This window comes from Rugamonas violacea, assembly GCF_016461825.1.
Lineage (GTDB): Bacteria > Pseudomonadota > Gammaproteobacteria > Burkholderiales > Burkholderiaceae_D > Rugamonas.
This window is the reverse complement of the sequence record NZ_JAEMNU010000016.1, coordinates 8,352-30,141: the sequence shown is the minus strand read 5'-3', so window position 1 is coordinate 30,141 and position 21,790 is coordinate 8,352. Positions and strand designations below refer to the sequence as shown.

Here is a 21,790-nt window from a genome sequence, read left to right as displayed (position 1 = left end):
CTGTTGGCGCTGGTAAAATAGCGCATCCTTTCAAGAGCTCCCCCATGTCCGAAAAATTCCTCTACTCCCTGGCCCGCCCCCTGCTGTTCTCGATGGACGCCGAAGCGGCCCACCACCTGACCCTGCCGGCGCTGAAGCGCGCCGCCGCCCTCGGCCTGACCAAGCTGATCAAACAACCGGCCGCCGATCCGCGCACCGTGATGGGCGTCAACTTCAAGAACCCGGTCGGCCTGGCCGCCGGCTTGGACAAGGATGGCGCCTTCATCGACGCCTTGGCCGACCTGGGCTTCGGCTCGATCGAGGTGGGCACCGTGACGCCGCGCGCGCAAGCGGGCAACCCGAAGCCGCGCATGTTCCGCCTGCCGGCCGCGCAAGGCATCATCAACCGCATGGGCTTCAACAACGGCGGCGTCGACGCCTTCGTCGCCAACGTGCAATCGTCGCGCTTCTACCAGAACCGCGAAGGCGTGCTGGGCCTGAACATCGGCAAGAACGCCGACACGCCGATCGAGAACGCGGCCGACGATTATCTCAAGTGCCTGGAAAAAGTCTATCCCTACGCCAGCTATGTGACGGTCAACATTTCCTCGCCCAACACCAAGAACCTGCGCCAGTTGCAGGGCGGCTCCGAGCTCGACGGCCTGCTGGGCCAACTCAAAGAAGCCCAGTCGCGCCTGGCCGACCAGCACAAGCGCTACGTGCCGCTGGCGCTGAAGATCGCGCCGGACATGGACGGCGAACAGGTCAAGAACATCGCCGACGCCCTGCTGCGCCACAAGATCGACGGCGTGATCGCCACCAACACCACGCTCAGCCGCACCGCCGTCGAAGGCATGCAGCACGGCGGCGAGGCCGGCGGCCTGTCCGGCGCGCCGGCCTTCGAGCTGTCCAACACGGTCATCCGTTTGTTGAAGGCCGAGTTGGGCGACGCCCTGCCGATCATCGGCGTGGGCGGCATCATGCGCGGCGCCGACGCCAAGGTCAAAATCGAGGCGGGCGCCCAGTTGGTGCAGTTGTACAGCGGCCTGATCTATGCCGGCCCGGCCCTGGTGCGCGACTGCGCCGACGCCCTGCGCGCCCGCTAAACGCCCGCGCAATGCACTTAAGCTAAGGCGCCAGCGGCTACATAAACCACCCAGAGGCGGAGAGCCGGGGTCAGACCCCGCGGGTCTGACCCCAGATTTTCGCCTGTGGGGTTTCTTAAGTTACCGGCATTGTCGCGCCTTCGTCCCCATCCACCCGCCACAGCGAGAGCCACCATGCAATACACCACCCTGGGCGCCAGCGGCCCGAGCGTCAGCAAGATCTGCCTGGGCAGCATGACCTTCGGCGAGCAGAACAGCGAGGCGGAGGCGCACAGCCAGCTCGACTACGCGCTCGAACGCGGCGTCAACTTCATCGACACGGCCGAGATGTATCCGGTGATGCCGCGCGCCGCCACCCAGGGCAGCACCGAGCGCTTCATCGGCAGCTGGCTCAAGCGCGGCGGCCGGCGCGACAAGGTGGTGCTGGCGACCAAGGTGGCCGGACCGAATCCGCATATGCACTGGCTGCGCGGCGGCAAGAACAACCTCGACGCGGCCAACATCCGCAGCGCCGTCGAGGACAGCCTGCGCCGCCTGCAAACCGAGCGCATCGACCTGTACCAAATGCACTGGCCCAGCCGCAACGTGCCTATCTTCGGCGCCAACGCCTTCAATCCGCAGGCCGAGCGGCCCTCGGTGGCGATCGAGGAGACCCTGGCCGTGTTGGGCCAGCTGGTCGAGGCCGGCAAGATCGGCCAGATCGGCGTCTCCAACGAGTCCAGCTGGGGCGTCTGCGAGTTCATCAAGCAGGCCGAGATGAAGGGCCTGCCGCGCATCGCCAGCATCCAGAACCTGTACAACTTGACCGCCCGCCACTTCGAGACCAGTCTGCTCGACGAAACCTGCCTGCGCGCCCAGGTCGGCCTGCTGGCCTACAGCCCGCTGGCCTTCGGCCAACTGACGGCGAAGTATCTGGACGATCCCAAGGCGCACGGCCGCCTGACCCTGTTCCCGCCCAACTGGAGCCCGCGCTACCTGCGTCCCGGCGTGTTGGCGGCGGTGGCGCAATACGCCGCGCTGGCGCGCGCCAACGGCCTGACGCCGACCCAACTGGCGCTGGCCTGGTGCTATTCGCGCTGGTTCGTCGCCTCGACCATCATCGGCGCCACCAGCCTGGCCCAGCTGAAGGAAAACATCGACGCCTTCGACGTCCGGCTGGCGCCGGAGGTGCTGGCCCAGGTCGACGCGATCCACGCCAGCCTGCCCAATCCCGGCCAGTAGGTTGGGCCGATAAGTTGGCCAATATGCGACCGCCCCACACGCCGCCCACGGGCGGCGTCTCTTTTTCACAACATGGTTTGAAAAAACAAGTCGTCCACTCTTTTCTCCATATGCGTTCCCTCATGGCTTGGCGGCTTGCATATCATTTTTTTGTATATGATAAGTAAAAACAAGTCTTTGATTAAGTCACTTGCCTACTGGTAAGCTTTTTCCATTCCTCCCCATCGAGATCGCCATCCATGAGTTCACGCCACACCCAGCCCAACCCCGCCCGCGCCCTGCTCGTCACCAGCCTGATCGCCACGCTCGCCCTGCCCGCCTACGCGCAACAAGCCGCAGCGCTGGACGGCGAGCTGCAATCGGTGGTGGTCACCGGCACCTACGCCAAGAACCGCCGCACCGTCGACTCCGAATCGCCGATCGACATCATCAGCGCGCGCGAACTGCAGGCCACCGGTTCGACCGAACTGGCCACCGTGCTGGGCCGGCTGCTGCCGTCGGTGAACTTCCCCCGCCCGTCCGGCGCCGACGCCAGCGATGCCGTCCGGCCGGCCCAGTTGCGCGGCCTGTCGCCCGACCAGACCCTGGTGCTGGTCAACGGCAAGCGCCGCCACACCTCGGCGGTGGTCAACGTCAACGGCACCCAGGGCCGCGGCTCGGCGCCGGTCGACCTGAACGCGATCCCGCTGTCGGCCATCGACCACGTCGAGGTGCTGCGTGACGGCGCCGCCGCCCAGTACGGCTCGGACGCCATCGCCGGCGTCATCAACATCATCCTGAAAAAAGGCGCCGCCGGCGGCGACGTCGAAGTCGGCTTCGGCGAGTACCAGGAGCGCGACGGCATCCAGAAGACCCTCAAGGGCTCGACCGGCTTCGCGCTGGGCGACGCCGGCTGGCTCCGCGTCGCGCTGGAGGTGGCCGAACGCGATCCGACCAACCGCGCCGGCGCCGACTTGCGCAATCCGAAGGAGCCGCGCTACGGCCAGGTCAATCAACGCTTCGGCGACCCGGAAACCCATCCGCGCAGCGTCTTCGCCAACGCCCAGTACCGCCTCAACGACGACATCGATTGGTACGCCTTCGGCAACTACGGCCAGCGCAACACCTCGGCCGCCGCCACCTGGCGCACCGCGCTGAACGGCACGGCGCAGCGCACCCCGCTGTTCCCCGAGGGCTTCCTGCCGCTGGAAAACAGCACCTCGATCGATTCGGCCCTGGTTACCGGCCTGCGCGGCGAAGCGGCCGGCTGGCGCTGGGACGCCAGCTTCAACTACGGCAACAACGAGTTCAAGCTCGACCTCGACAACACCGTCAACCAGGACCTGGGCGCGGCCAGCCCGACGCATTTCCATGCCGGCAAGCTGATCAACAACCAGCAGTTGCTGAACCTGGATCTGGCGCGCGAATTCCCGTTCGCCGCGTTCAGCGGTCCGCTGACGGTCGCCACCGGCCTGGAACTGCGCCGCGAGAAATATGAAATCGGCGCCGGCGACCTGGCCTCCTACTCCGGCAGCGGCGCGCAAGGCTTCTCCGGCTTCCGTCCGGCCAACGCCGGCAGCAACAGCCGCCACAACACCTCGATCTACCTGAACCTGGAAGCGGAGGTGAGCAAGCAGTTCTCCGCCTCGGCGGCGCTGCGCCACGAGCGCTACAGCGACTTCGGCAACACCACCTCGGCCAAGGGTTCGGCCCGCTACGCCTTCAACGACGCCGTCTCGCTGCGCGGCACCGCCTCGTCGGGCTTCCGCGCGCCGTCGCTGGCGCAGCAGTTCTACACCATCACGACGACCAACTTCTCGGTGGTCAACAACGTCAACACGCCGATCGAGACCGGCACCTTCGCCGTCGGCAGCGCCGCCGCCAGCGCGCTGGGCGCCACCCAACTGAAGGCCGAAAAGGCGCGCAACTACAGCCTCGGCCTGCAGTTGCAACCGAGCCGCAACTTCACCACCACGGTCGACCTCTACCGCATCGACATCGACGACCGCGTCGCCTTGTCGGCCAACATGACGTTGTCGAACGATCTGAAGAACACCCTGGCCAAGCAGGGCATCCTGGTCGGCGCCGGGCGCTACTTCACCAACGCCATCGACACCAGCACCCGTGGCGTCGACGTGGTCAGCACCTACCGCCTGGAATTGCAGCAGGCCGGCAAGATCGACTTCACGGCGGCCTACAACCACAACAAGAACTCGCTCGAACGGGTCGCCGCCAACCCGGCCCTGCTGAGCGCCAACGGCCTGACCCTGATCGACCGCCAGACCATCAACCGCCTGACCGTCGGCTCGCCGAAGGACAAGTTCAGCCTGTCGACCGACTACACCGTCGCCAACTGGAACGGCCGCGCCGTGGCCACCCGCTACGGCAGCTTCACCGTGCCGCAGAACAACGCCGCGCTGGACCAGACCTACGATCCGCAATGGGTGCTGGACGTCTCGGGCAGCGTCAAGCTGGGCAAGAACTGGAAGCTCAGCGCCGGCATCGACAACGTCACCAACCGCTATCCGGACCAGGTCACCTCGAACGGCAACCTGAACAACAACGGCATCAACCCGTACAGCGGCTTCGCGCCGAACGGCTTCAACGGCCGCTACTACTACGCCAAGGCCGGCTACAGCTGGTAACCTCCTGCGGGCAACGGGCGCCGCGCGCGCCCTGCTGCCCTATCCTCCGCACAGTCGCCACTCAGGGCGTGACCCGCTGCGCCACGCGCTTATCACCCACATAGATGTACTCGACCAGCCGGTTCTGCTGCGACGGCGTGTACTCCACCATTAGGTTGCCTTGAGCGCTATACATTTCATACGTCTTTATGCCAGCCTTGGTGACCGCTATGCGACGGTTGCGGCCGTCGTAGGCGTATTCGATCTTTCTGGTGCTGTCACTGCAATTCACGCAGCGCAGGTTGGGCGCGCCATCGTAGGTGAAGGTACTGCCGCGCGTGGTGGTGATATTCCCGTAAGCGTCATAGGTAAACGACAAGCTCTGGTTGCCGCTGATAGAGTTCAGGCGGTTGCTGCTGTCATAGCTGTAATTCCAACTACTGCCACCGAACGCCTGCCGGATGATGTTGCCGACGCCGTCATAAGCGATGGCTCCTGCGCCCCAGGGCCCGTCCGCCGTGATCAGGCGGTTGATGCCGTCATACCCCAGAGTCCGATTCAAGCCGCTGTCGACGGTGTCGAGGATGCTGCCGAGATTGCCGGTGCCGTCATAGCCATACGTGGTGCTCAGATAGCGCGCGGCACCCTTTTGCACCACGAAGGAACTCGGCCACATGCGCTCGTTCTGGCCGTAGTCGGCGGCCGTGCCATTCCCGTATGTTAGGCGCTTGATCTGTCCTGACGGCCAGTAGTCAATCGCCGTCAGGTAATTGGAAGCTTGTGTTGGGCGCCCCAGCACGTCCGGCGCATAGCTGACAACCTTGCCAGAACGGGGATACGTTAGCGTGCTCAACTGATCGTTGGCATTGTAGCCATCCCCCCTGCGTGTCAAGCCAGCAGCGCCAGTTCTGCGCCGCTCAGTGACGGCTCAGCCGCAGCCAGATTGCGCATCGCTAGCACAGCATCAGGGCCGGCATGGGCCGCGAGGAAAGCTAGGTCGCGGCGCTGCCGTTCCAGCTCCCGTTGCACCAACGGGTGGCAGCGGATAGCCAGTTCCGTCTCCGGAGATCCGGGCTGTACCTCCAGCGCGCGGATGGCCGCCTGGTCGACCGCCTCGTAACCGCGCCGCGCAGCCCATGCTGCCTCCTGTGGATCGGCTTGCAGCAGCGCGCGCAGCGCATATGCCAGCGACGACAGAGCGTCTTCCGCGAGCGAATGGCAGACGATCCAGTCGTCACTTTCTTCTGGCAGCAAGCCCATCACTTCCTCTAGCAGCTCGGACAAGCTGTTTGGCTCGGTCGTGCCCGCCTGCAAGGCCTGCCAAAGCGCTGTGGCGATTTCGCGTGGACGCGGCAACGCCGCCGGCTGAAACCGGCGCGCATACCATTCATAACTGTTGAGCTGGCGGGATGCGGCCGCCGCAGCAAATGCAACCTGCTGCGGTGGAGAGAGAGTGGCGAGCTCGCCGACTAGTGTGGGTTCATCAAAGCTATACATATGCATTACCTCGGCCAAATTACAGTAGTGGGGCTCGTCAGCATACCGCCCGCCTTTTCGATCGATTCCTTACAGGCAGGACAAATATTCCGCGACACCGACATCCTGGTCGGTGCTAATCCGTTCTGGGCCGCATGGTTGAGCAAGGTCGTTTCCGCATGAGCACCCGAAAGTTTTGCCCCGCTCTCGCCCGCAGCCAACGCGACCCGCTGAGCCGGTGACAGGTCCCGCCCGCCAGAGGCGATCACACGCGCACCTTCGACCGTATCCATGGCGGCAGTGGTCCGGCTGCGCGAGGCGATCGGGTCGAGCACGCTATGGACCGCATCAACCCGCGAGCCCAGTGTCGCCTCCTTGGCCACGCCGGCCGCCTTGGCGCCGGCCTGACGTTGCTCGCGACCACGGCCGCGCAGGCGCAGGCGCCGACAGGCGAGCTGGTCACTGCGGGCGTGTTCACCTTCGCGCCCTATGTTGTTGCCGGCAAGGACGGACCGGAGGGCGCGCTGATCGACTTTTTCGACCGCGAGATCGCCCCTCGCATGGGCGTGCGCTTCCAGTGGCAGCGTCCGCTCACCGTGGCCCGGCTGGAACACAGCCTGGCCAACGGCCAGGTGCTATTCAGCCCCATCCTGGCCCACACGGCCGAGCGCGACCGCGCCGGCATCCAGTTCGACGAGGCCGTCTACATCAAGTTCGAACCCTGCGTCGCGGCGCTGCCGGGCCACCGCCTGAACACGCTGCGCTCGGCCGCCGACCTGGCCGACATGACGATAGGCTGGGTGGTCGGCGCCGCGCTGCCGCCGTTCATGCGCGATGCGCGCATCCAATATGACGTGGTGGGCGGGGTCGACTGGGAAAAGCAGAATTTGGGCAAGCTGAAACTGGGCCGCCTCGACGGCGTCTACTTCTCTAACTGCGCCAGCGCCCGCTACTACGCGGCGCGCGACGAACTGCGCCTGAAACTGCTGCCGCTGCCGGAGCCCGGCGCCGAACTGCACGGCGTCTTCTCGCCGCTGGCGCCGGCCGGCCTGGTCGAACGCTACCGCAAGGCGGCGCGCCAGGCCTTCGCCGACGGCCGCTTCGAGAGCTATCTGAACAAGGCCGTGGCCGGGCCGGCGCCCTAGCCGCTTCAGCCGGCCCGGCTCGGCCTGCCGGACGGACCATCGGCCGGGGCGCGTGACGCGGCCCGGCCCCCTCTCTCGCCATCCTGGCTGGAATCAGAACTCTTCCCAGGCCTCGTCCTTGCCGCCGGCCGCCGTGCCGGACAGCCGCTTGGCGGGCGCCGGCTTGGCCGCCTTGGCCGGCGTCGGCGCCGCTTTGGCTTGCGGCAGCAACTTGGCCGGCGCCGCCTTCTTCGCCGGCGACTCGTGACGGGACGGCTGGCCGGCCAGTTTGAACACGCTGACCGCCTGGGTCAGCAGGTCGGCCTGGTCGCGCATGTTTTGCGCGGCGGCGGCGGCCTGCTCGACCAGGGCGGCGTTTTGTTGCGTCACGTCGTCGATCTGCACGATCGCCTGGTTGACCTGGGCGATGCCGGAACTCTGCTCGGTGCTGGCGGCGCTGATCTCGGTCATGATGTCGGCCACCTGCTTGACGGCGGTGACGATGCCGTCCATCGTCGCGCCGGCCTCGTCGACCAGGCGGGCGCCGGCGTCGACCGTCTCGACCGAACGGCCGATCAACTCCTTGATTTCCTTGGCCGCGCTGGCCGAGCGTTGCGCCAGGTTGCGCACCTCGGAGGCGACCACGGCAAACCCCCTGCCCTGCTCGCCGGCGCGGGCCGCCTCGACGGCCGCGTTGAGTGCCAAAATATTCGTTTGGAAGGCGATGCCGTCGATCACGCCGATGATGTCGACGATCTTGCTGGAGCTGTCCTTGATGGCGCCCATCGTGGTGACCACCTGGCCCACCACCTGGCCGCCCTTGACGGCGAACTCGGACGCCGCCACCACCAGCTTGGTGGCCTGGCGCGCGTTCTCGGCGTTCTGTGTGACGGTCGAGGTCAGCTCCTCCATCGACGAGGCGGTCTCCTCCAGGCTGGAGGCCTGCTGCTCGGTGCGGCTGGACAAGTCCAGGTTGCCGCTGGCGATCTCGTTGGAGGCGGTGGCGATGGTGTCCGTGCCCGAACGCACCTGGCCGACGGTGCGCGCCAGGCTGTCGTTCATGTCGATCAGGGCGCGCAGCAGCTGGCCGGTCTCGTCGGTGCTGGTGCATTCCATGCGCATGGTCAGGTCGCCGCCGGCCACCGCCTGGGCCATGCCGACGGCGCGGTTGAGCGGGCTGGTGATGCTGCGCGTGACCCACCACACCACCAGCGCGGCCAAGCCGGCGGCGATCACCGTCAGCAGCAGCATCATGTTGCGCGCGCTGGCATAGGCCGCCTCGGCGTCGCTGTTGGCCTGGGCGATGGCGGCGGTCTGGAACTTGACCAGCTCGCCCAGCGAGTTCAGGTAGGCGGTCTGCTCCTTGCGCACCGTGCTCAGCAGATATGTCACGGCGTCGGCCCGCTTGGCCTCGTCGGCCGACATGGCGATGAACGCCGTTTGCACCACCAGGTATTTGTCGCGCGCCGCCAACACGGCGTTGAAGAATTTCTTGCTGTCGGCGTCGCTGTCGTCGGCCACCAGCTTGGCCAGCTGTTCGAGTTTGCTGTTGATCTCGCCCTTGCGGCTGTCGACCCGTTCCAGCTCCTTCTTGACGGTGGCCGGATCGGTCGACAGCATGGCGTTGCGCATGGCGCGGGCGATGTCGTTGACGCCGCCGATGGCCTCGTAGGCCAGGATCACCTTGGGCACCTTGTCGCTGGCCAGGTCCTCGGTGCCGGCGTTGAGCTTGCCGAGGTTGCCGATGCCGACCGCCGAAATGCCCACCATGAACAACAATGAGACGCCCAAGCCGGCGCCCAGCCGCGCGCCGATCTTCCAGTTACCGATGCCCATGTCGCACTCCCCAGAGTAAAAACCAGCGTCTTCAATCCTGGACCTTGCTAGCTTGGCACGATTACCTATGCCTGGTCGCGGCGCCGCGCAAACTGGCCGCGCTGCCGCATTTTTACTCAGTATATGGGCACTTTCATAACGGGAGGAAAAAAATATTTATACTGTTCTACAGCCGCCACAGTCGCCCGGCAAGGCGGGGAAAACCAGCGCGGGCTTGGCCGGCATCAAGACCGGCCCGCAAACGCCTCAGGACTGCTCGCCGCCGGCCAGCGCCGCGTCGATCTCGGCGCGGGTCAGGTCCGGCGCGAACTGCTGGATGAAGTGGTAGGCGTAGGAGCGCAGGTAGGCGCCCTTGCGCACCGCCAGCCGGGTGGTGTTGGCGGCGAACAGGTGCGAGGCCTCGACCGCGCGCAAGCCCTTGTCGCGGCCGTGGTCGAAGGCCATCGAGGCGACGATGCCGACGCCCATGCCCAGCGCGACGTACTGCTTGATGACGTCCGAATCCATCGCCGTCAGCACGATGTCGGGCTTGACGTCGGCCTTGGCGAAAGCGGCGTCGATGTGGCCGCGGCCGGTGAAGCCGATGTCGTAGGTGATCAGCGGGAACTCGGCCAGGTCCTCCAGGCGGATCGGCGAGCGCGCCAGCAGCGGGTGGCCGTCCGGCACGACGATCAGGTGGCTCCAGCGGTAGCAGGGGAAGGACACCAGGTCGGGGAACTGCGACAGGCCCTCGGTGGCGATGCCGATGTCGGTCTTGCCCGACAGGACCCACTCGGCGATGTGCTCGGGCGCGCTCTGCTGCAGCGCGATGCGCACCTCGGGGAAGGCGCTGCGGAACGACTGCACCACCTTCGGCAGGGCGTAGCGGGCCTGGGTGTGGGTGGCCGCCACGCTCAAGGTGCCGCTGTTCTGGCCGGTGTACTCCTGGCTGGCCTGCTGCAGGTTTTCCGCCTCGACCAGCAGGCGGTCGATGATCTTCAGGATGCCCTTGCCGGGGTCGGTCAGGCCGGTCAGGCGCTTGCCGTTGCGCTCGAAGATGACGACGCCCAACTCGTCCTCCAGCTCGCGGATCTGCCGGCTCACCCCCGGCTGCGAGGTGAACAGGGCGTTGGCCACCTCGGTCAGGTTGTAGCCGCGGCGGGCGGCTTCGCGGATGGAGCGCAGTTGCTGAAAATTCATGATGAGTCCTTGCTGCCCGAGGGCGTATGGGTTGGGAACGCGACGTCGTGAGCAACCGTCATGGCGCAACGTCGGCGCGCAGGTCCCCGCGCCGGCGGCCTCGGCGGCCGGCATCTGGCGGGATGGATCTGCTGGCGGGCGCCGGGGGGCGGCGCCCAAGCCCGGGGCGGCGGCCTTACACCTCGGCCGGATCGACGAACACGTGCAGGCGTTTCGGCCGCACCACCAGCGTCTCGCCCTCCTTCAGGTGCAGATGGCTGAAGCGCTCGTTCGACATCACCGCCTCGATCAGCTCGGCGTTGTCGGTGCGTTCCAGGTCGAGCTGGGCCAGCGGGCCGATGGCGTGGGCGCGGCGCAGCTTGACGACGATGCCCTCGGCGCCCGGCGTGTAGCGGTCGATCTCCAGGTCGTGCGGGCGGACATAGGCGATGCCCTTGCTGTCCTGCACGCCGTCGTGGTCGGGCACGTCGAAGCTGACGTCGCCGGTCGCCATCACACCCTCGTGGACGCGGCCGTGGAACATGTTGACGTTGCCCAGGAAGCCGTAGACGAAGGGCGAGGCCGGGTGGTTGTAGACCTCGGCCGGCGAGCCGATCTGCTCGACGTTGCCCTTGTTCATCAGCACCACCTGGTCGGCCACCTCCAGCGCCTCCTCCTGGTCGTGGGTGACGAAGATGCTGGTCACGTGCAGGTCGTCGTGCAGGCGGCGCAGCCAGCGGCGCAGCTCCTTGCGCACCTTGGCGTCGAGCGCGCCGAACGGCTCGTCGAGCAGCAGCACGCGCGGCTCGACCGCCAGCGCGCGCGCCAGGGCGATGCGCTGGCGCTGGCCGCCGGACAACTGCGGCGGATAGCGGTCGGCCAGCCAGTCGAGCTGGACCAGTTCGAGCAGGTCCTTGACCTTGCGCCGGATTTGCTCCTCCGACGGGCGCTCGCTGCGCGACTTGACGCGCAGGCCGAAGGCGACGTTCTCGAACACCGTCATGTGCTTGAACAGCGCGTAATGCTGGAACACGAAGCCGACCTGGCGCTCGCGCACGTGGCGCGCCGAGGCGTCCTGGGCGTCGAGCAGCACCTGGCCGGAGTCGGGATGTTCGAGGCCGGCGATGATGCGCAGCAGCGTCGTCTTGCCGCAGCCGGACGGGCCCAGCAGCGCGGTCAGCTCGCCGGCCGGGAAGGACAGCGAGACGTTGTTGAGGGCGGTGAAGGCGCCGAACTGTTTATGGATGTTTCTGACTTCGATGGTCATGATCAGTGCTCCGTGGAACGTAAGGCGGAATCGTCGGCGATCGATTCATTCAGGCGCCAAGAGATAAAGGACTTCAGCGCCAAGGTCACCAGGGCCAGCAGGGCCAGCAGCGACGCCACCGCGAAGGCGGCCGCGAAGTTGTATTCGTTGTAGAGGATTTCCACCTGCAGCGGCACGGTGTTGGTCTCGCCGCGGATGTGGCCGGACACCACCGAGACGGCGCCGAACTCGCCCATGGCGCGGGCGTTGCACAAGATCACCCCGTACAGCAGGCCCCATTTGATGTTCGGCAGGGTGACGCGGCGGAAGGTGTTCCAGCCCGAGGCGCCCAGCACGATGGCGGCCTCCTCCTCCTCGCTGCCCTGGGCCTGCATCAGCGGGATCAGCTCGCGCGCGACGAAGGGGAAGGTGACGAACACGGTGGCCAGCACGATGCCCGGCACGGCGAACAGGATCTTGATGTCGTGCTCCTGCAACCAGGGGCCGAACCAGCCCTGGGCGCCGAACATCAGCACATAGATCAGGCCGGAGATCACCGGCGAGACGGAGAACGGCAGGTCGATCAGGGTCAGCAAAATGCTCTTGCCGCGGAACTCGAACTTGGCGATGCACCACGAGGCGGCGACGCCGAACACCAGGTTGAGCGGCACGGCGATGACGGCCGTCAGCAGGGTCAGCTTGATGGCCGAGATGGCGTCGGCCTCGGTGATCGCCGCCAGATACGCTTCCCAGCCCTTTTTGAAGGCCTCGGCGAAGACGGCCACCAGCGGCACGAACAGGAACAGGGTCAGGAAGGTCAGCGCGACGCCGATCAACACGCCGCGCACCCACAGCGGTTCCAGCGCGGCGGGGGCGGACGGCAGCTCGCCACGGCGGGCCGCCGGCGCGGCGGCGACAACAGGGTTCAGGACAGCACTCATCTTCTTATTTCCCCGACTTGCCGCGGGCCCAGGCCTGCAGCAGATTAATCGTCAACAACAACACGAAGGACACCAGCAGCATCACCACGGCGATGGCGGTGGCGCCGGCGTAGTCGTACTGCTCGAGCTTGGTGATGATGAACAGCGGCGTGATCTCCGACACCATCGGCATGTTGCCGGCGATGAAGATCACCGAGCCGTACTCGCCGGTGGCGCGGGCGAAGGCCAGCGCGAAGCCGGTCATCAAGGACGGCAGGATGGTCGGGAACACCACCCGCACGAAGGTTTGCAGGGCGTTGGCGCCCAGGCTGGCGGCGGCCTCCTCGAGCTCGCGCTCGGCGTCCTCGAGCACCGGTTGCACGGTGCGCACCACGAAGGGCAGGCCGATGAAGGTCAGCGCCACCACCACGCCGAGCGGGGTGAAGGCCACCTTCAGGCCCAGCGTGCCTTCGAGGAAGCGGCCGAACCAGCCGTTCGACGAGTACAGCGCGGTCAGCGTGATGCCGGCGACGGCGGTGGGCAGGGCGAACGGCAGGTCGACCAGCGCGTCGATGATGCGCTTGCCGGGGAATTCGTAGCGCACCAGCACCCAGGCGACGACGCCGCCGAACACCACGTTGATGCTGGCGCCGATCAGCGAGGCGCCGAAGGTCAGCCGGTAGGAGGCCATCACGCGCTCCGAGGTGACGGCCGCCCAGAACGCCGGCCAGGTCATGGTGAAGGTCTTCAAAAACACCGCCGACAGAGGGATGAGCACGATCAGCGCCAGATAGAAGATGGTGAAGCCCAGCGACAGGCGGAAACCCGGCATGACCCGGAACGGGGCGCCGCGCGTTTTGGCCGGAACCGCAAGTGCTGCTGCTGACATGGATGCTCCCTCTTATTACATTTTCGACTTATAAGGCCGAATATTCGCATCCCATCGTTATAAACCAAACGAACCTTTAGTCATTTGCTTAGATTGAAATCGACCAGTCCGCAGAGTTAGTCCATGCAAGCGGGCCCGGCAATGGCCAACAAGTGCCGCCCCCCCGCCGTGGTGACGCCGACAAAACCCAGCGGCGCAACCCAGCGGCGCAACCCGGGGTCGGACCCTTCGGGGTCCGCCCCCGGCTCTTCGCCTGTGGGGTTGGCCGGCATCCCCGGCGCCTCGACGCAAAAAAAAACGCACTCCGGGGAGTGCGTCGCGTCGACGGGCGGAACGGCCTATTTGTTCGGCTGCGGCGTCAGGCGCAGATACGGCCGCTCGGCTTTGTAGCCTTTTGGATACTTTTGCTGGATCACCGCGGGGTCCTGCACGGTCAGCGGGATGATGACGTCGTCGCCGTCGCGCCAGTTGCCGGGGGTGGCCACGGTGTAGCCGTCGGTCAGCTGCAGCGCGTCGATGACGCGCAGGATCTCGTCGAAGTTGCGGCCGGTGCTCATCGGATAGGTGATGGTCAGGCGCACCTTCTTGTTCGGGTCGATGATGAACAGCGAGCGCACCGTGGCGGTGGCCGACAGCTCGGGATGGATCATGTCGTACAGCTCGGAGACCCGGCGGTCGGCGTCGGCGATGATGGGGAAGCCGACCACGGTGTTCTGGGTCGCCTCGATATCCTTGATCCATTCCAGGTGGGCCTGGGCCGGGTCGACCGACAGCGCGATCGCCTTGACGTTGCGCTTGTCGAACTCCGGCTTGAGCTTGGCGGTCAGGCCCAGCTCGGTGGTGCAGACCGGCGTGAAGTCGGCCGGGTGGGAAAACAGCACCACCCAGGAGTTGCCGGCCCACTCGTGGAAATGGATCTTGCCGATGGTGGAATCTTGCTCGAAATCGGGCGCGGTGTCGCCCAGGCGTATGGTCATGGTTAGCTCCGTTGTGGTTAAGGATACCGAGATTGTGCATCCGACATCATCATCGCTGCAAGCGGGCCGTCAAAGCGGCGCGCGCGTCAGTGAAGCGTTAAAAATAGAAAAAATCAGGCAAACTGAACAACATTGCGCGCCCGCCGGGCGCGCTGCGCCAGCAATTGCAACTGGCGCTGGCCGTCCAGCCAGTCGCCCAAACCGGACTCGGCGTTGATGTGGCCGAGGGCGCCGCCGTCGATGAAGGTGCTGCCCCAGCGCGCCGCCCACAGCGCGGCGCGCTCGGCCGTCATCCACGGGTCGTCGCTGCTGCCGATCATGATCGAGGGACAGGGCAGCGGCCGCTGCGGCAGCAGCGCGGCGACACCGAACTTGTCCGGGTCGGCCGGCGCCACCAGCAGCACGCCGGCCACCTGGGACGGATCGGCCGCCACGCTGTGCGCGGTGGCCAGGCTGCCGAAGCTGTGCGCGACGATCAAGGTCGGCCGGCGGTCGGCGCGGCGCACCTGGTCCAGCCGGGCCGACCAGCGCGACAGCTCGGGCCGCTCCCAATCGTCCTGCTCGACCCGCTCGAAGCTGGAGTACAGGCGTTGCCAGCGGCTCTGCCAATGCTCCTTGCCGCTGTTGTGCAGGCCCGGCGCGATCAACACGCGGAACTGCGAAAGCAAACTGGCGCTCATGTCCCCTCCCCGTCCGGCCGCCGGACTTACTTCGGCTGGTAGATCTGGTCGAACACGCCGCCGTCGGCGAAGTGGGTCTTCTGCGCCGTGGTCCAGTCGCCGGCCACCTGGGCCAGGGTGAACAGCTTGACGTTGGGGAACTGCGCGGCGTATTTCTTCACCGCCTTGTCGACCGTCGGCCGGTAGTAGTTCTTGGCGATCAGCTCCTGGCCCTCGTCGGTGTAGAGGAAATGCAGATACGCCTCGGCCACCTTGCGCGTGCCGCGCCGGTCGGCCACCTTGTCGACCACCGCCACCGGCGGCTCGGCCAGGATGCTGACCGACGGCGCGACGATCTCGACCTTGTCCGGACCCAGTTCCTTGATCGCCAGCAAGGCCTCGTTTTCCCAGGCGATCAGCACGTCGCCGATGCCGCGTTCGACGAAGGTGGTGGTGGCGCCGCGCGCGCCGGAATCGAGCACCGGCACGTTCTTGTAGAGTTTTTTCAGGAATTCACGGCCGCCGGCGTCGGTGCCGCCCGGCTGGCGCAGCGCGTAGCCGTAGGCCGCCAAATGGTTCCAGCGGGCGCCGCCCGAGGTCTTCGGATTCGGCGTGATCACCGCGATGCCCGGCTTGACCAGGTCGTTCCAGTCCTTGATGCCCTTGGGGTTGCCCTTGCGCACCAGGAAGACGATGGTCGAGGTGTATGGCGCGCTGTTGTGCGGCAAACTCTTCTGCCAGTCCTTCTTCAGCAGGCCCTTTTCGGCCACCGCGTCGATATCGTAGGCCAGCGCCAGGGTCACCACATCGGCTTCCAGGCCGTCGATGACGGCGCGGCCCTGCTTGCCGGAACCGCCGTGCGATTGCTTGATCTTGACGTTATCGCCGGTCTTGGCCTTCCATTCCTTGGCGAAGGCCGTGTTGACATCCTGGTACAGCTCGCGCGTCGGATCGTAGGACACGTTGAGCAGGGAGATGTCGGCGGCGAAGGCCGGCGCGGTGGCGGCGAAGGCGGTGACGGCGAGTGCGGCGGCGATGATTTTCTTGGACAGCATCAGGGTTCCCCATGTGGTTCACTTCAGAAGCCTCAGAGTAAAGCGCCTTGATATGAAATAGAACTAAGCATTTGTCAGTTTTATATACCAAAAAATTATATAGAACCCCGCCCTTGCCTTAAGGCCACTTCGAAAAACCACCAAATTGTCGTTCCGCATCGGCGGACCGCCGATGCGGAATGACGGTTTTTCGAGGCGGCCTCAATAGTAGCGGTTGAACAACACCACGCCCCAGGCGGCGGCGGCCAGCAGGCAGGCCAGGAACACGGCGGCGCTGCCGAAGTCCTTGGCGTTCTTCGACAAGGGATGGCGCTCCAGCGACACGCGGTCGACCACCGCCTCGATGGCCGAGTTGATCAGTTCGACGATGACGATCAACACCAGCACGCCGATCAACATCAGTTTTTCAAACGCCGAGATGCGCAACAACAAGGCGGCGGCGCTGCCTACCAGCAAAAGCATCATTTCCTGGCGGAAGGCGTGCTCGTGGCGCCAGGCGGCCCGCAGGCCGGCGATCGAATACATCATGGCGGCGAAAATACGCTTCAGACCGCTTTTACTCTTGAATTCACTGACTGGTTCCATGTCCGGCTACTTATAGTATTTCAAGGCATCATTATGCCCGTCAGTGCCACTTTGTTCACACTTTTAGCCGATGCGTCCCACGGAATTCCCTATTTTTTCACATTATGGTATAAAGACAGGACCGAATACTGCACCGCACCAACCACATCATGAAAATCGAACCCGTCCCCGCGCAAAAAACCACGATCCAGGTGATCGAACGCATGGTCGCGCTGCTCGACGCGCTGGCCAAGTATCCCGACCCGGTGAGCCTGAAGGAATTGTCCAAGGTGTCCGGTCTGCATCCTTCGACCGCCCACCGCATCCTCAACGACATGGTGCTGACGCGCTTCGTCGACCGCATCGAACCGGGCACCTACCGTCTCGGCATGCGCCTGCTGGAACTGGGCAATGTGGTGAAGAGCCGCCTATCGGTGCGCGAGGCGGCGCTGGACTTCATGCGCTCGCTGCACAAGAAGACCCAGCAGACCATCAACCTGTCGGTGCGCCAGGGCGACGAGATCGTCTACATCGACCGCGCCTTCTCCGAGCGCTCGGGCATGCAGGTGGTGCGCGCCATCGGCGGCCGCGGTCCGCTGCACCTGACCTCGACCGGCAAGCTGTTCCTCTCGGTCGACGAGCCGAAGGCGATCCGCGCCTATGCCACCCGCACCGGGCTGGCCGGCCACAACAAGAATTCGATCACCGACCTGGGCAAGCTGGAGCGCGAGCTCAGCCTGGTGCGGGCGCGCGGCTATGCGCGCGACAACGAGGAGTTGGAACTGGGCGTGCGTTGCATGGCCGCCGGCATTCGCGACGACTCGGGCAAGCTGATCGCCGGGCTGTCGATTTCCGCCCCGGCCGACCGTCTGCAGGATGAGTGGCTGGAGGATCTGGTGGCGACCGCCAACCAGATCTCCGCCACTTTGGGTTACATGCCGTTGGAATAGGGCGTGGCGCCCGTCAGCGAGGCGGGCCGCAGGGCTTCGAGCCATTTGCGCATGCGGCCGGCGTCGGCGGTGCGCGACTGCTTGCCCTTGGAATCGAGGAAGACCATGATCACCGAACGGCCTTCGATGATGGTCTGCATCATCAGGCAGCGGCCGGCCTCGTTGATGAAGCCGGTCTTCTGCAGGCCGATCTCCCAGCCGGGATTGGCCACTAGGTGGTTGGTGTTGCCGAACTGCAGCATGCGGCCGTTGGACTCGACCTGCGCCTTCGGATCGGTGGAGAACTGGCGCAGCAGCGGCTGCTGGTAGGCCGCCTGGGCCAGCCGGGCCAGATCGCGCGCGCTGGCCACGTTCATCTTCGACAAGCCGCTGGAATCGACATAATGCGTGTCGCGCATGCCCAGCCCGCGCGCCTTGGCGTTCATGGCGTCGACGAAGGCCGCCAGGCCGCCCGGATAGTTGCGGCCCAGCGCGGAGGCGGCGCGGTTCTCCGAACTCATCAGGGCGATATGCAGCATGTTGGCGCGCGTCAGCTGCGCCCCCACCTTCAGCCGCGAGCTGCTGAACTTGGCGCGGTCGACGTCCTCCTCGGTCACCGTCAGCACCTCGTTCATGTCCTGTTGCGCCTCCACAACGACCAGGCCGGTCATCATCTTGGTGATCGAGGCGATCGGCAGGGCGACATTGGAATTCTTTTCAAACAACACTTCGGAATTCACCTGGTCGAGCACCAGGGCGACGCTGGACTTCAGGTCGAGCGGGTCGCGCGTCAGGTTCAGGCCGGCCAGGTCGCCCATGGTCGGCACGGCGGGCGCCGCCGTGATCAGCCGCTGGTAGACCACCTTGCGCTTGCCGCGCACGCTGACCACGCGCTTGACCACGCGCTCGCCGGTGTCGACGGCGCTGACGCGCAGCGCCTGGCTTTTCTTGACGTGGTGCTTTTTGACCGACACCGTTTTGCCGGCCGCCTCCCGTCCCTGCGCGGCAGCGGCAGGCACGGACACGAACAACAGCGAAATGAGCGCGCCCAACGCTAACTTAATCATAGATTTCCCCAGGAAAAGAACCGACCGGTATGTGTTGCAGTGTAGCAAAACGCTGAGCAAGCGCAAGCGTTATTGCCTCCGCCGGCACTATTGATTGCGATACCGCAATAGGTCTGAAGCAACATTGAACTTACCCCCATGTTGCGGCGCAACCCGCGCCGCGCCGGGTCCATCAATCGACGAAGTTGACGAAGCCCGACACCGGCTCGCGCTCGGTGACCAGCGAATTTTCCACCTTGCCATGGTCGGCATAGCCGAGGGACATGCCACACACCACCGCTTCCCGCTCCGGCAGGCCGAGCACCTCGGCGATGATCTTGTGGTACTGCGTGAAGGCCGCCTGCGGGCAGGTGTCCAAGCCCCGGCCGCGCGCCGCCACCATGATATTTTGCAAAAACATGCCGTAGTCCAACCAGGAACCCTGCTCCATCACCCGCTCGATGGTGAAGATCAGGCCGACCGGCGCGCCGAAGAAGTCGTAGTTGCGGCCGTGCTGGGCCGCCATGCCGGCCTTGTTGTCGCGCGTCAGGCCCAGCAGGGCGTACAAATCCCAGCCGACCTTGCGGCGCCGTTCGATGAACGGCGAAACCCATTGCCTTGGATAGTAAGCGTACTCCTCCGTGAAGCCGCTGGCCAGCGCCGGGTCGCGATGCACGGCCAGTATGCGCTCGGACAACTCGCGCCGCTTGGCCCCGCTCAACACGTAGACCTTCCACGGCTGGGTGTTGGTGCCGGACGGCGCCCGCGCCGCCACCTCCAGCAGCCGCTCGATGTCGGCGCGCGGCACCGGCGTCGGCAGGTAGGCGCGGATCGAACGGCGCGAAGTGATGGCGGCGTCGACGGCCTGCTGGTCTGGAGTGGAACTCATGCGTCCTCGCTGGTGTGCTTATTTCTGCTTTTTAACAACAAAGATCACGCCGAGCACCGCCAGCGCCATGCCGGCCACGCCCAGCGCGTTGAAGGTTTCGCCGAACACCAGCCAGGCCATGACGGCGGTGGTGGGCGGCGTCAGGTAGAGCAAACTGGTGACCTGGGTCGCGTCGCTGCGGCGGATCAGGGCGAACAGCAGGAAGATCGCGCCGATCGACAGGGCCAACACCGACCACAGCAGGGCAAACACGAAGCTTGCCGTCCATTGTACCGTGGCGAAGTGCCAGCCCAGGCCTTCCAGCGCCACCGCCAGCGGTAACACAACAACGATCGAGGCGCTGAACTGGATGACGGTGCCGGTGCGCAAATCGAACTGCGGACAGTAGCGTTTTTGGTACAGGGTGCCGGCGGTGATCGAGAACAAGGCCAGCAGGCACAGCAAAATACTCTCGGGCGACAGGCCGGCCAGGCGGATCTTGGCGGCCACCACCAAGCCGACGCCGACGATGCCAAACAACAGGCCCAGCCACTGGCGCGGCCGCACCGACTCGCCGATCAGCGGGGCGGCGAAGGCGGTCAGAATCGGTTGCATGCCGACAATCAGGGCCGACAAGCCGGCCGGCATGCCCAGCTTGATGGCGCACCAGACGCCGATCAGATAGCCGGCCTGCACCAGCAGCCCGGCCAGGGCGATCCGCCAGATCTGGCCGCGCGGCCAGGGCGCCCTGAGCAACAGCACGGCCGGCACCAGGAGCAGCAGTACGCCGCCGAAACGCAGCAACAGGAAGGTCAGCGGCGGCGCATACGGCAGGCCGAACTTGGCGACGATGAAGCCGGTGCTCCATAACAGGACGAAGAAGAAGGGCAGCGGCGACAGGAAGGAGGCGCCGGTCCCGCTCGTGGCGCCGGCGGCGGGGGCGACGGAAGCGCTCGGGACGGCTGGAGTGTTGGACATTTGCATCAGTACCAAAAGTAGTGTCGAGCCGCCTGCTGCGGGCTTGCTGCACCGCGTCGGGCCAGTCCGGCCGAGTCTATCACGATGAGCGTTTTTGAGCTGCCGCAAGGCTTGCGGGGCCGGTCGCGGCGCGCCCCGGCGGTGGCGGCGGGGATGATTCCAATGCCTATGGGAAATTGTTCCCAAAAGCGACTTGGGGTTCTTTGGTGCAACGCACAAAAATCGCTTGACTTAATTTTTGAAGGCCGTAAAATCGGGTTTGTTGCGTTGCACAATTGTTGTTCGATTTGAGACATGGATTCATCTGCTTCGTACCACCGGTAACTAACAGCAGTATTTATCAACAACTATTTTATTTTCCTGGAGAGTTATATGTTTTCTATCCCTGAGCAATTTTCCAATGCGACCAAGGCTAACTTCGAAGCCCAGTTCGCCATCTTTTCCGCACTGACCACCAAGGCCTTCGAAGGCGTTGAAAAACTGGTCGATCTGAACCTGACCGCCGCCAAAGCATCGCTGGAAGAGTCGTCGATCGCCACCAAGCAACTGCTGTCGGCCAAAGACCCACAAGAATTCTTCTCGCTGTCGGCCGCCCAAGCCCAGCCCAACGCCGAGAAAGCCATCGCTTACGGCCGTCACCTGGCGACCATCGCTTCCGGCACCCAGGCCGAGTTCAGCAAAGCCGCCGAAACGCAGATCGCCGAAACCAACCGTAAAGTCATCTCGCTGGTGGAAGAAGTCAGCAAAAACGCCCCGGCCGGCACCGAAAACGCTGTTGCCCTGCTGAAATCGGCAATCGGCAACGCCAACGCCGGTTACGAGCAGTTCAGCAAAACCGCCAAGCAAGCCGTTGAATCGATCGAAAGCAACGTCGCCAGCGCCGTGAACCAGTTCTCGCAAGCCGCCGCCAAGGCCGCTCCAGCGAAGAAGTAATCCAGGAAATGCTGGCGCCCCGGCACCAGCACCCGTTGTTTTAGACCTCCTCGGCATCCGTGGTGTTCTCCTCAGACGGGTGTCCTTCCAAGCCCCGGCCCGCGCCGGGGCTTTTTTTGTTTCCGCGCGGACTGTCGTTTGGCCGACCAAACCCGGCGGCACAATCTGGGGTCGGACCCGGCGGGTCCGACCCCGGCTCCATGCCTATGGGGTGGGCCGGCAT

At 65.3% G+C, this 21,790-nt stretch carries 21 protein-coding genes; 6 read left to right on the top strand and 15 right to left on the bottom strand.

What is annotated here, in order from left to right; translation table 11 throughout:
• Positions 1-44: 44 nt before the first annotated feature.
• From H7U20_RS02660 to H7U20_RS02650, 3 genes are all read left to right on the top strand, one after another.
• Entirely contained in the window at positions 45-1,085 is a 1,041-nt protein-coding gene (locus tag H7U20_RS02660) for a quinone-dependent dihydroorotate dehydrogenase (RefSeq protein ID WP_199518069.1), read from the top strand.
• Between the two features lie 174 nt (positions 1,086-1,259).
• A complete protein-coding gene (locus H7U20_RS02655) occupies positions 1,260-2,306 on the top strand; it encodes an aldo/keto reductase (RefSeq protein ID WP_199518068.1) in 1,047 nt (348 codons plus the stop codon).
• A gap of 239 nt (positions 2,307-2,545) precedes the next feature.
• Positions 2,546-4,930, top strand: a complete 2,385-nt coding sequence (locus tag H7U20_RS02650) for a TonB-dependent receptor plug domain-containing protein (protein ID WP_199518067.1) — start codon at positions 2,546-2,548, stop codon at positions 4,928-4,930.
• 61 nt (positions 4,931-4,991) lie between these two features.
• Here H7U20_RS02650 and H7U20_RS30080 read toward each other — a convergent pair whose 3' ends face one another.
• Together H7U20_RS30080 and H7U20_RS02640 are read right to left on the bottom strand one after the other, a co-directional pair.
• Entirely contained in the window at positions 4,992-5,762 is a 771-nt protein-coding gene (locus H7U20_RS30080; RefSeq protein ID WP_233410456.1) for a hypothetical protein, read from the bottom strand.
• Positions 5,763-5,797: 35 nt separating this feature from the next.
• A complete protein-coding gene (locus H7U20_RS02640) occupies positions 5,798-6,406 on the bottom strand; it encodes a DUF416 family protein (protein WP_199518066.1) in 609 nt (202 codons plus the stop codon).
• Positions 6,407-6,795: 389 nt separating this feature from the next.
• On the opposite strand from H7U20_RS02640, the gene H7U20_RS02635 reads away from it, so the two are divergent.
• Entirely contained in the window at positions 6,796-7,530 is a 735-nt protein-coding gene (locus H7U20_RS02635) for a substrate-binding periplasmic protein (RefSeq protein WP_199518065.1), read from the top strand.
• Between the two features lie 93 nt (positions 7,531-7,623).
• Here H7U20_RS02635 and H7U20_RS02630 read toward each other — a convergent pair whose 3' ends face one another.
• The 9 genes from H7U20_RS02630 to H7U20_RS02590 form a co-directional block, all read right to left on the bottom strand.
• A complete protein-coding gene (locus H7U20_RS02630) occupies positions 7,624-9,345 on the bottom strand; it encodes a methyl-accepting chemotaxis protein (protein WP_199518064.1) in 1,722 nt (573 codons plus the stop codon).
• 246 nt (positions 9,346-9,591) lie between these two features.
• Complete coding sequence (locus tag H7U20_RS02625; RefSeq protein ID WP_199518063.1) at positions 9,592-10,524, bottom strand: CysB family HTH-type transcriptional regulator; 933 nt, start codon at positions 10,522-10,524, stop codon at positions 9,592-9,594.
• A gap of 175 nt (positions 10,525-10,699) precedes the next feature.
• Positions 10,700-11,770, bottom strand: a complete 1,071-nt coding sequence (locus H7U20_RS02620) for a sulfate/molybdate ABC transporter ATP-binding protein (protein ID WP_199518062.1) — start codon at positions 11,768-11,770, stop codon at positions 10,700-10,702.
• Positions 11,771-11,772: 2 nt separating this feature from the next.
• Entirely contained in the window at positions 11,773-12,690 is a 918-nt protein-coding gene (gene cysW, locus H7U20_RS02615; protein WP_199518061.1) for a sulfate ABC transporter permease subunit CysW, read from the bottom strand.
• Between the two features lie 4 nt (positions 12,691-12,694).
• Positions 12,695-13,558, bottom strand: coding sequence for a sulfate ABC transporter permease subunit CysT (gene cysT / locus H7U20_RS02610; RefSeq protein ID WP_233410455.1), 864 nt, complete (start codon positions 13,556-13,558; stop codon positions 12,695-12,697).
• Between the two features lie 338 nt (positions 13,559-13,896).
• Positions 13,897-14,535: a peroxiredoxin gene (locus H7U20_RS02605; protein ID WP_199518060.1), complete on the bottom strand. Its 639-nt coding sequence runs from the start codon at positions 14,533-14,535 to the stop codon at positions 13,897-13,899.
• 113 nt (positions 14,536-14,648) lie between these two features.
• The gene (locus H7U20_RS02600) at positions 14,649-15,215 is read right to left on the bottom strand and encodes an RBBP9/YdeN family alpha/beta hydrolase (RefSeq protein ID WP_199518059.1); all 567 of its coding nucleotides are present in this window, start codon (positions 15,213-15,215) and stop codon (positions 14,649-14,651) included.
• A gap of 26 nt (positions 15,216-15,241) precedes the next feature.
• The gene (locus tag H7U20_RS02595; protein WP_199518058.1) at positions 15,242-16,249 is read right to left on the bottom strand and encodes a sulfate ABC transporter substrate-binding protein; all 1,008 of its coding nucleotides are present in this window, start codon (positions 16,247-16,249) and stop codon (positions 15,242-15,244) included.
• A gap of 201 nt (positions 16,250-16,450) precedes the next feature.
• On the bottom strand, positions 16,451-16,834 hold the full coding sequence (locus H7U20_RS02590) for a diacylglycerol kinase (RefSeq protein ID WP_199518057.1): 384 nt from the start codon (positions 16,832-16,834) through the stop codon (positions 16,451-16,453).
• A gap of 149 nt (positions 16,835-16,983) precedes the next feature.
• Here H7U20_RS02590 and H7U20_RS02585 point away from each other — a divergent pair, with 149 nt between their 5' ends.
• Positions 16,984-17,763, top strand: a complete 780-nt coding sequence (locus H7U20_RS02585; protein WP_199518056.1) for an IclR family transcriptional regulator — start codon at positions 16,984-16,986, stop codon at positions 17,761-17,763.
• Here H7U20_RS02585 and pbpG read toward each other — a convergent pair.
• From pbpG to H7U20_RS02565, 4 genes are all read right to left on the bottom strand, one after another.
• Positions 17,745-18,809 carry a D-alanyl-D-alanine endopeptidase gene (gene pbpG / locus H7U20_RS02580; protein ID WP_199518055.1) on the bottom strand — a complete coding sequence of 355 codons (1,065 nt, stop codon included), beginning with the start codon at positions 18,807-18,809 and terminating at the stop codon, positions 17,745-17,747. The two genes, H7U20_RS02585 and pbpG, sit on opposite strands and share 19 nt — an antisense overlap.
• 172 nt (positions 18,810-18,981) lie before the next feature.
• Complete coding sequence (locus H7U20_RS02575) at positions 18,982-19,677, bottom strand: nitroreductase (RefSeq protein ID WP_199518054.1); 696 nt, start codon at positions 19,675-19,677, stop codon at positions 18,982-18,984.
• 18 nt (positions 19,678-19,695) lie between these two features.
• On the bottom strand, positions 19,696-20,634 hold the full coding sequence (locus H7U20_RS02570) for a DMT family transporter (protein ID WP_199518053.1): 939 nt from the start codon (positions 20,632-20,634) through the stop codon (positions 19,696-19,698).
• Positions 20,635-20,639: 5 nt separating this feature from the next.
• Complete coding sequence (locus H7U20_RS02565) at positions 20,640-20,930, bottom strand: hypothetical protein (protein ID WP_199518052.1); 291 nt, start codon at positions 20,928-20,930, stop codon at positions 20,640-20,642.
• 76 nt (positions 20,931-21,006) lie between these two features.
• Between H7U20_RS02565 and H7U20_RS02560 the strand changes: the two genes are divergently transcribed.
• Positions 21,007-21,567: a phasin family protein gene (locus H7U20_RS02560; protein WP_099414789.1), complete on the top strand. Its 561-nt coding sequence runs from the start codon at positions 21,007-21,009 to the stop codon at positions 21,565-21,567.
• The last annotated feature ends 223 nt before the right edge of the window (positions 21,568-21,790 follow it).

Coding starts and splice junctions, on each gene's coding strand:
- H7U20_RS02655 (WP_199518068.1), top strand. CDS start 1,260: ATGCAATACACCACCCTGGGCGCCAGCGGCCCGAGCGTCAGCAAGATC.
- H7U20_RS02650 (WP_199518067.1), top strand. CDS start 2,546: ATGAGTTCACGCCACACCCAGCCCAACCCCGCCCGCGCCCTGCTCGTC.
- H7U20_RS02585 (WP_199518056.1), top strand. CDS start 16,984: ATGAAAATCGAACCCGTCCCCGCGCAAAAAACCACGATCCAGGTGATC.
- H7U20_RS02630 (WP_199518064.1), bottom strand. CDS start 9,345: ATGGGCATCGGTAACTGGAAGATCGGCGCGCGGCTGGGCGCCGGCTTG.
- H7U20_RS02625 (WP_199518063.1), bottom strand. CDS start 10,524: ATGAATTTTCAGCAACTGCGCTCCATCCGCGAAGCCGCCCGCCGCGGC.
- H7U20_RS02640 (WP_199518066.1), bottom strand. CDS start 6,406: ATGTATAGCTTTGATGAACCCACACTAGTCGGCGAGCTCGCCACTCTC.
- H7U20_RS02590 (WP_199518057.1), bottom strand. CDS start 16,834: ATGGAACCAGTCAGTGAATTCAAGAGTAAAAGCGGTCTGAAGCGTATT.
- H7U20_RS02595 (WP_199518058.1), bottom strand. CDS start 16,249: ATGCTGTCCAAGAAAATCATCGCCGCCGCACTCGCCGTCACCGCCTTC.
- H7U20_RS02570 (WP_199518053.1), bottom strand. CDS start 20,634: ATGTCCAACACTCCAGCCGTCCCGAGCGCTTCCGTCGCCCCCGCCGCC.
- cysW (WP_199518061.1), bottom strand. CDS start 12,690: ATGAGTGCTGTCCTGAACCCTGTTGTCGCCGCCGCGCCGGCGGCCCGC.
- pbpG (WP_199518055.1), bottom strand. CDS start 18,809: ATGATTAAGTTAGCGTTGGGCGCGCTCATTTCGCTGTTGTTCGTGTCC.
- cysT (WP_233410455.1), bottom strand. CDS start 13,558: ATGTCAGCAGCAGCACTTGCGGTTCCGGCCAAAACGCGCGGCGCCCCG.
- H7U20_RS02565 (WP_199518052.1), bottom strand. CDS start 20,930: ATGTCTCAAATCGAACAACAATTGTGCAACGCAACAAACCCGATTTTA.
- H7U20_RS02600 (WP_199518059.1), bottom strand. CDS start 15,215: ATGAGCGCCAGTTTGCTTTCGCAGTTCCGCGTGTTGATCGCGCCGGGC.
- H7U20_RS02660 (WP_199518069.1), top strand. CDS start 45: ATGTCCGAAAAATTCCTCTACTCCCTGGCCCGCCCCCTGCTGTTCTCG.
- H7U20_RS02575 (WP_199518054.1), bottom strand. CDS start 19,677: ATGAGTTCCACTCCAGACCAGCAGGCCGTCGACGCCGCCATCACTTCG.
- H7U20_RS02605 (WP_199518060.1), bottom strand. CDS start 14,535: ATGACCATACGCCTGGGCGACACCGCGCCCGATTTCGAGCAAGATTCC.
- H7U20_RS02620 (WP_199518062.1), bottom strand. CDS start 11,770: ATGACCATCGAAGTCAGAAACATCCATAAACAGTTCGGCGCCTTCACC.
- H7U20_RS02560 (WP_099414789.1), top strand. CDS start 21,007: ATGTTTTCTATCCCTGAGCAATTTTCCAATGCGACCAAGGCTAACTTC.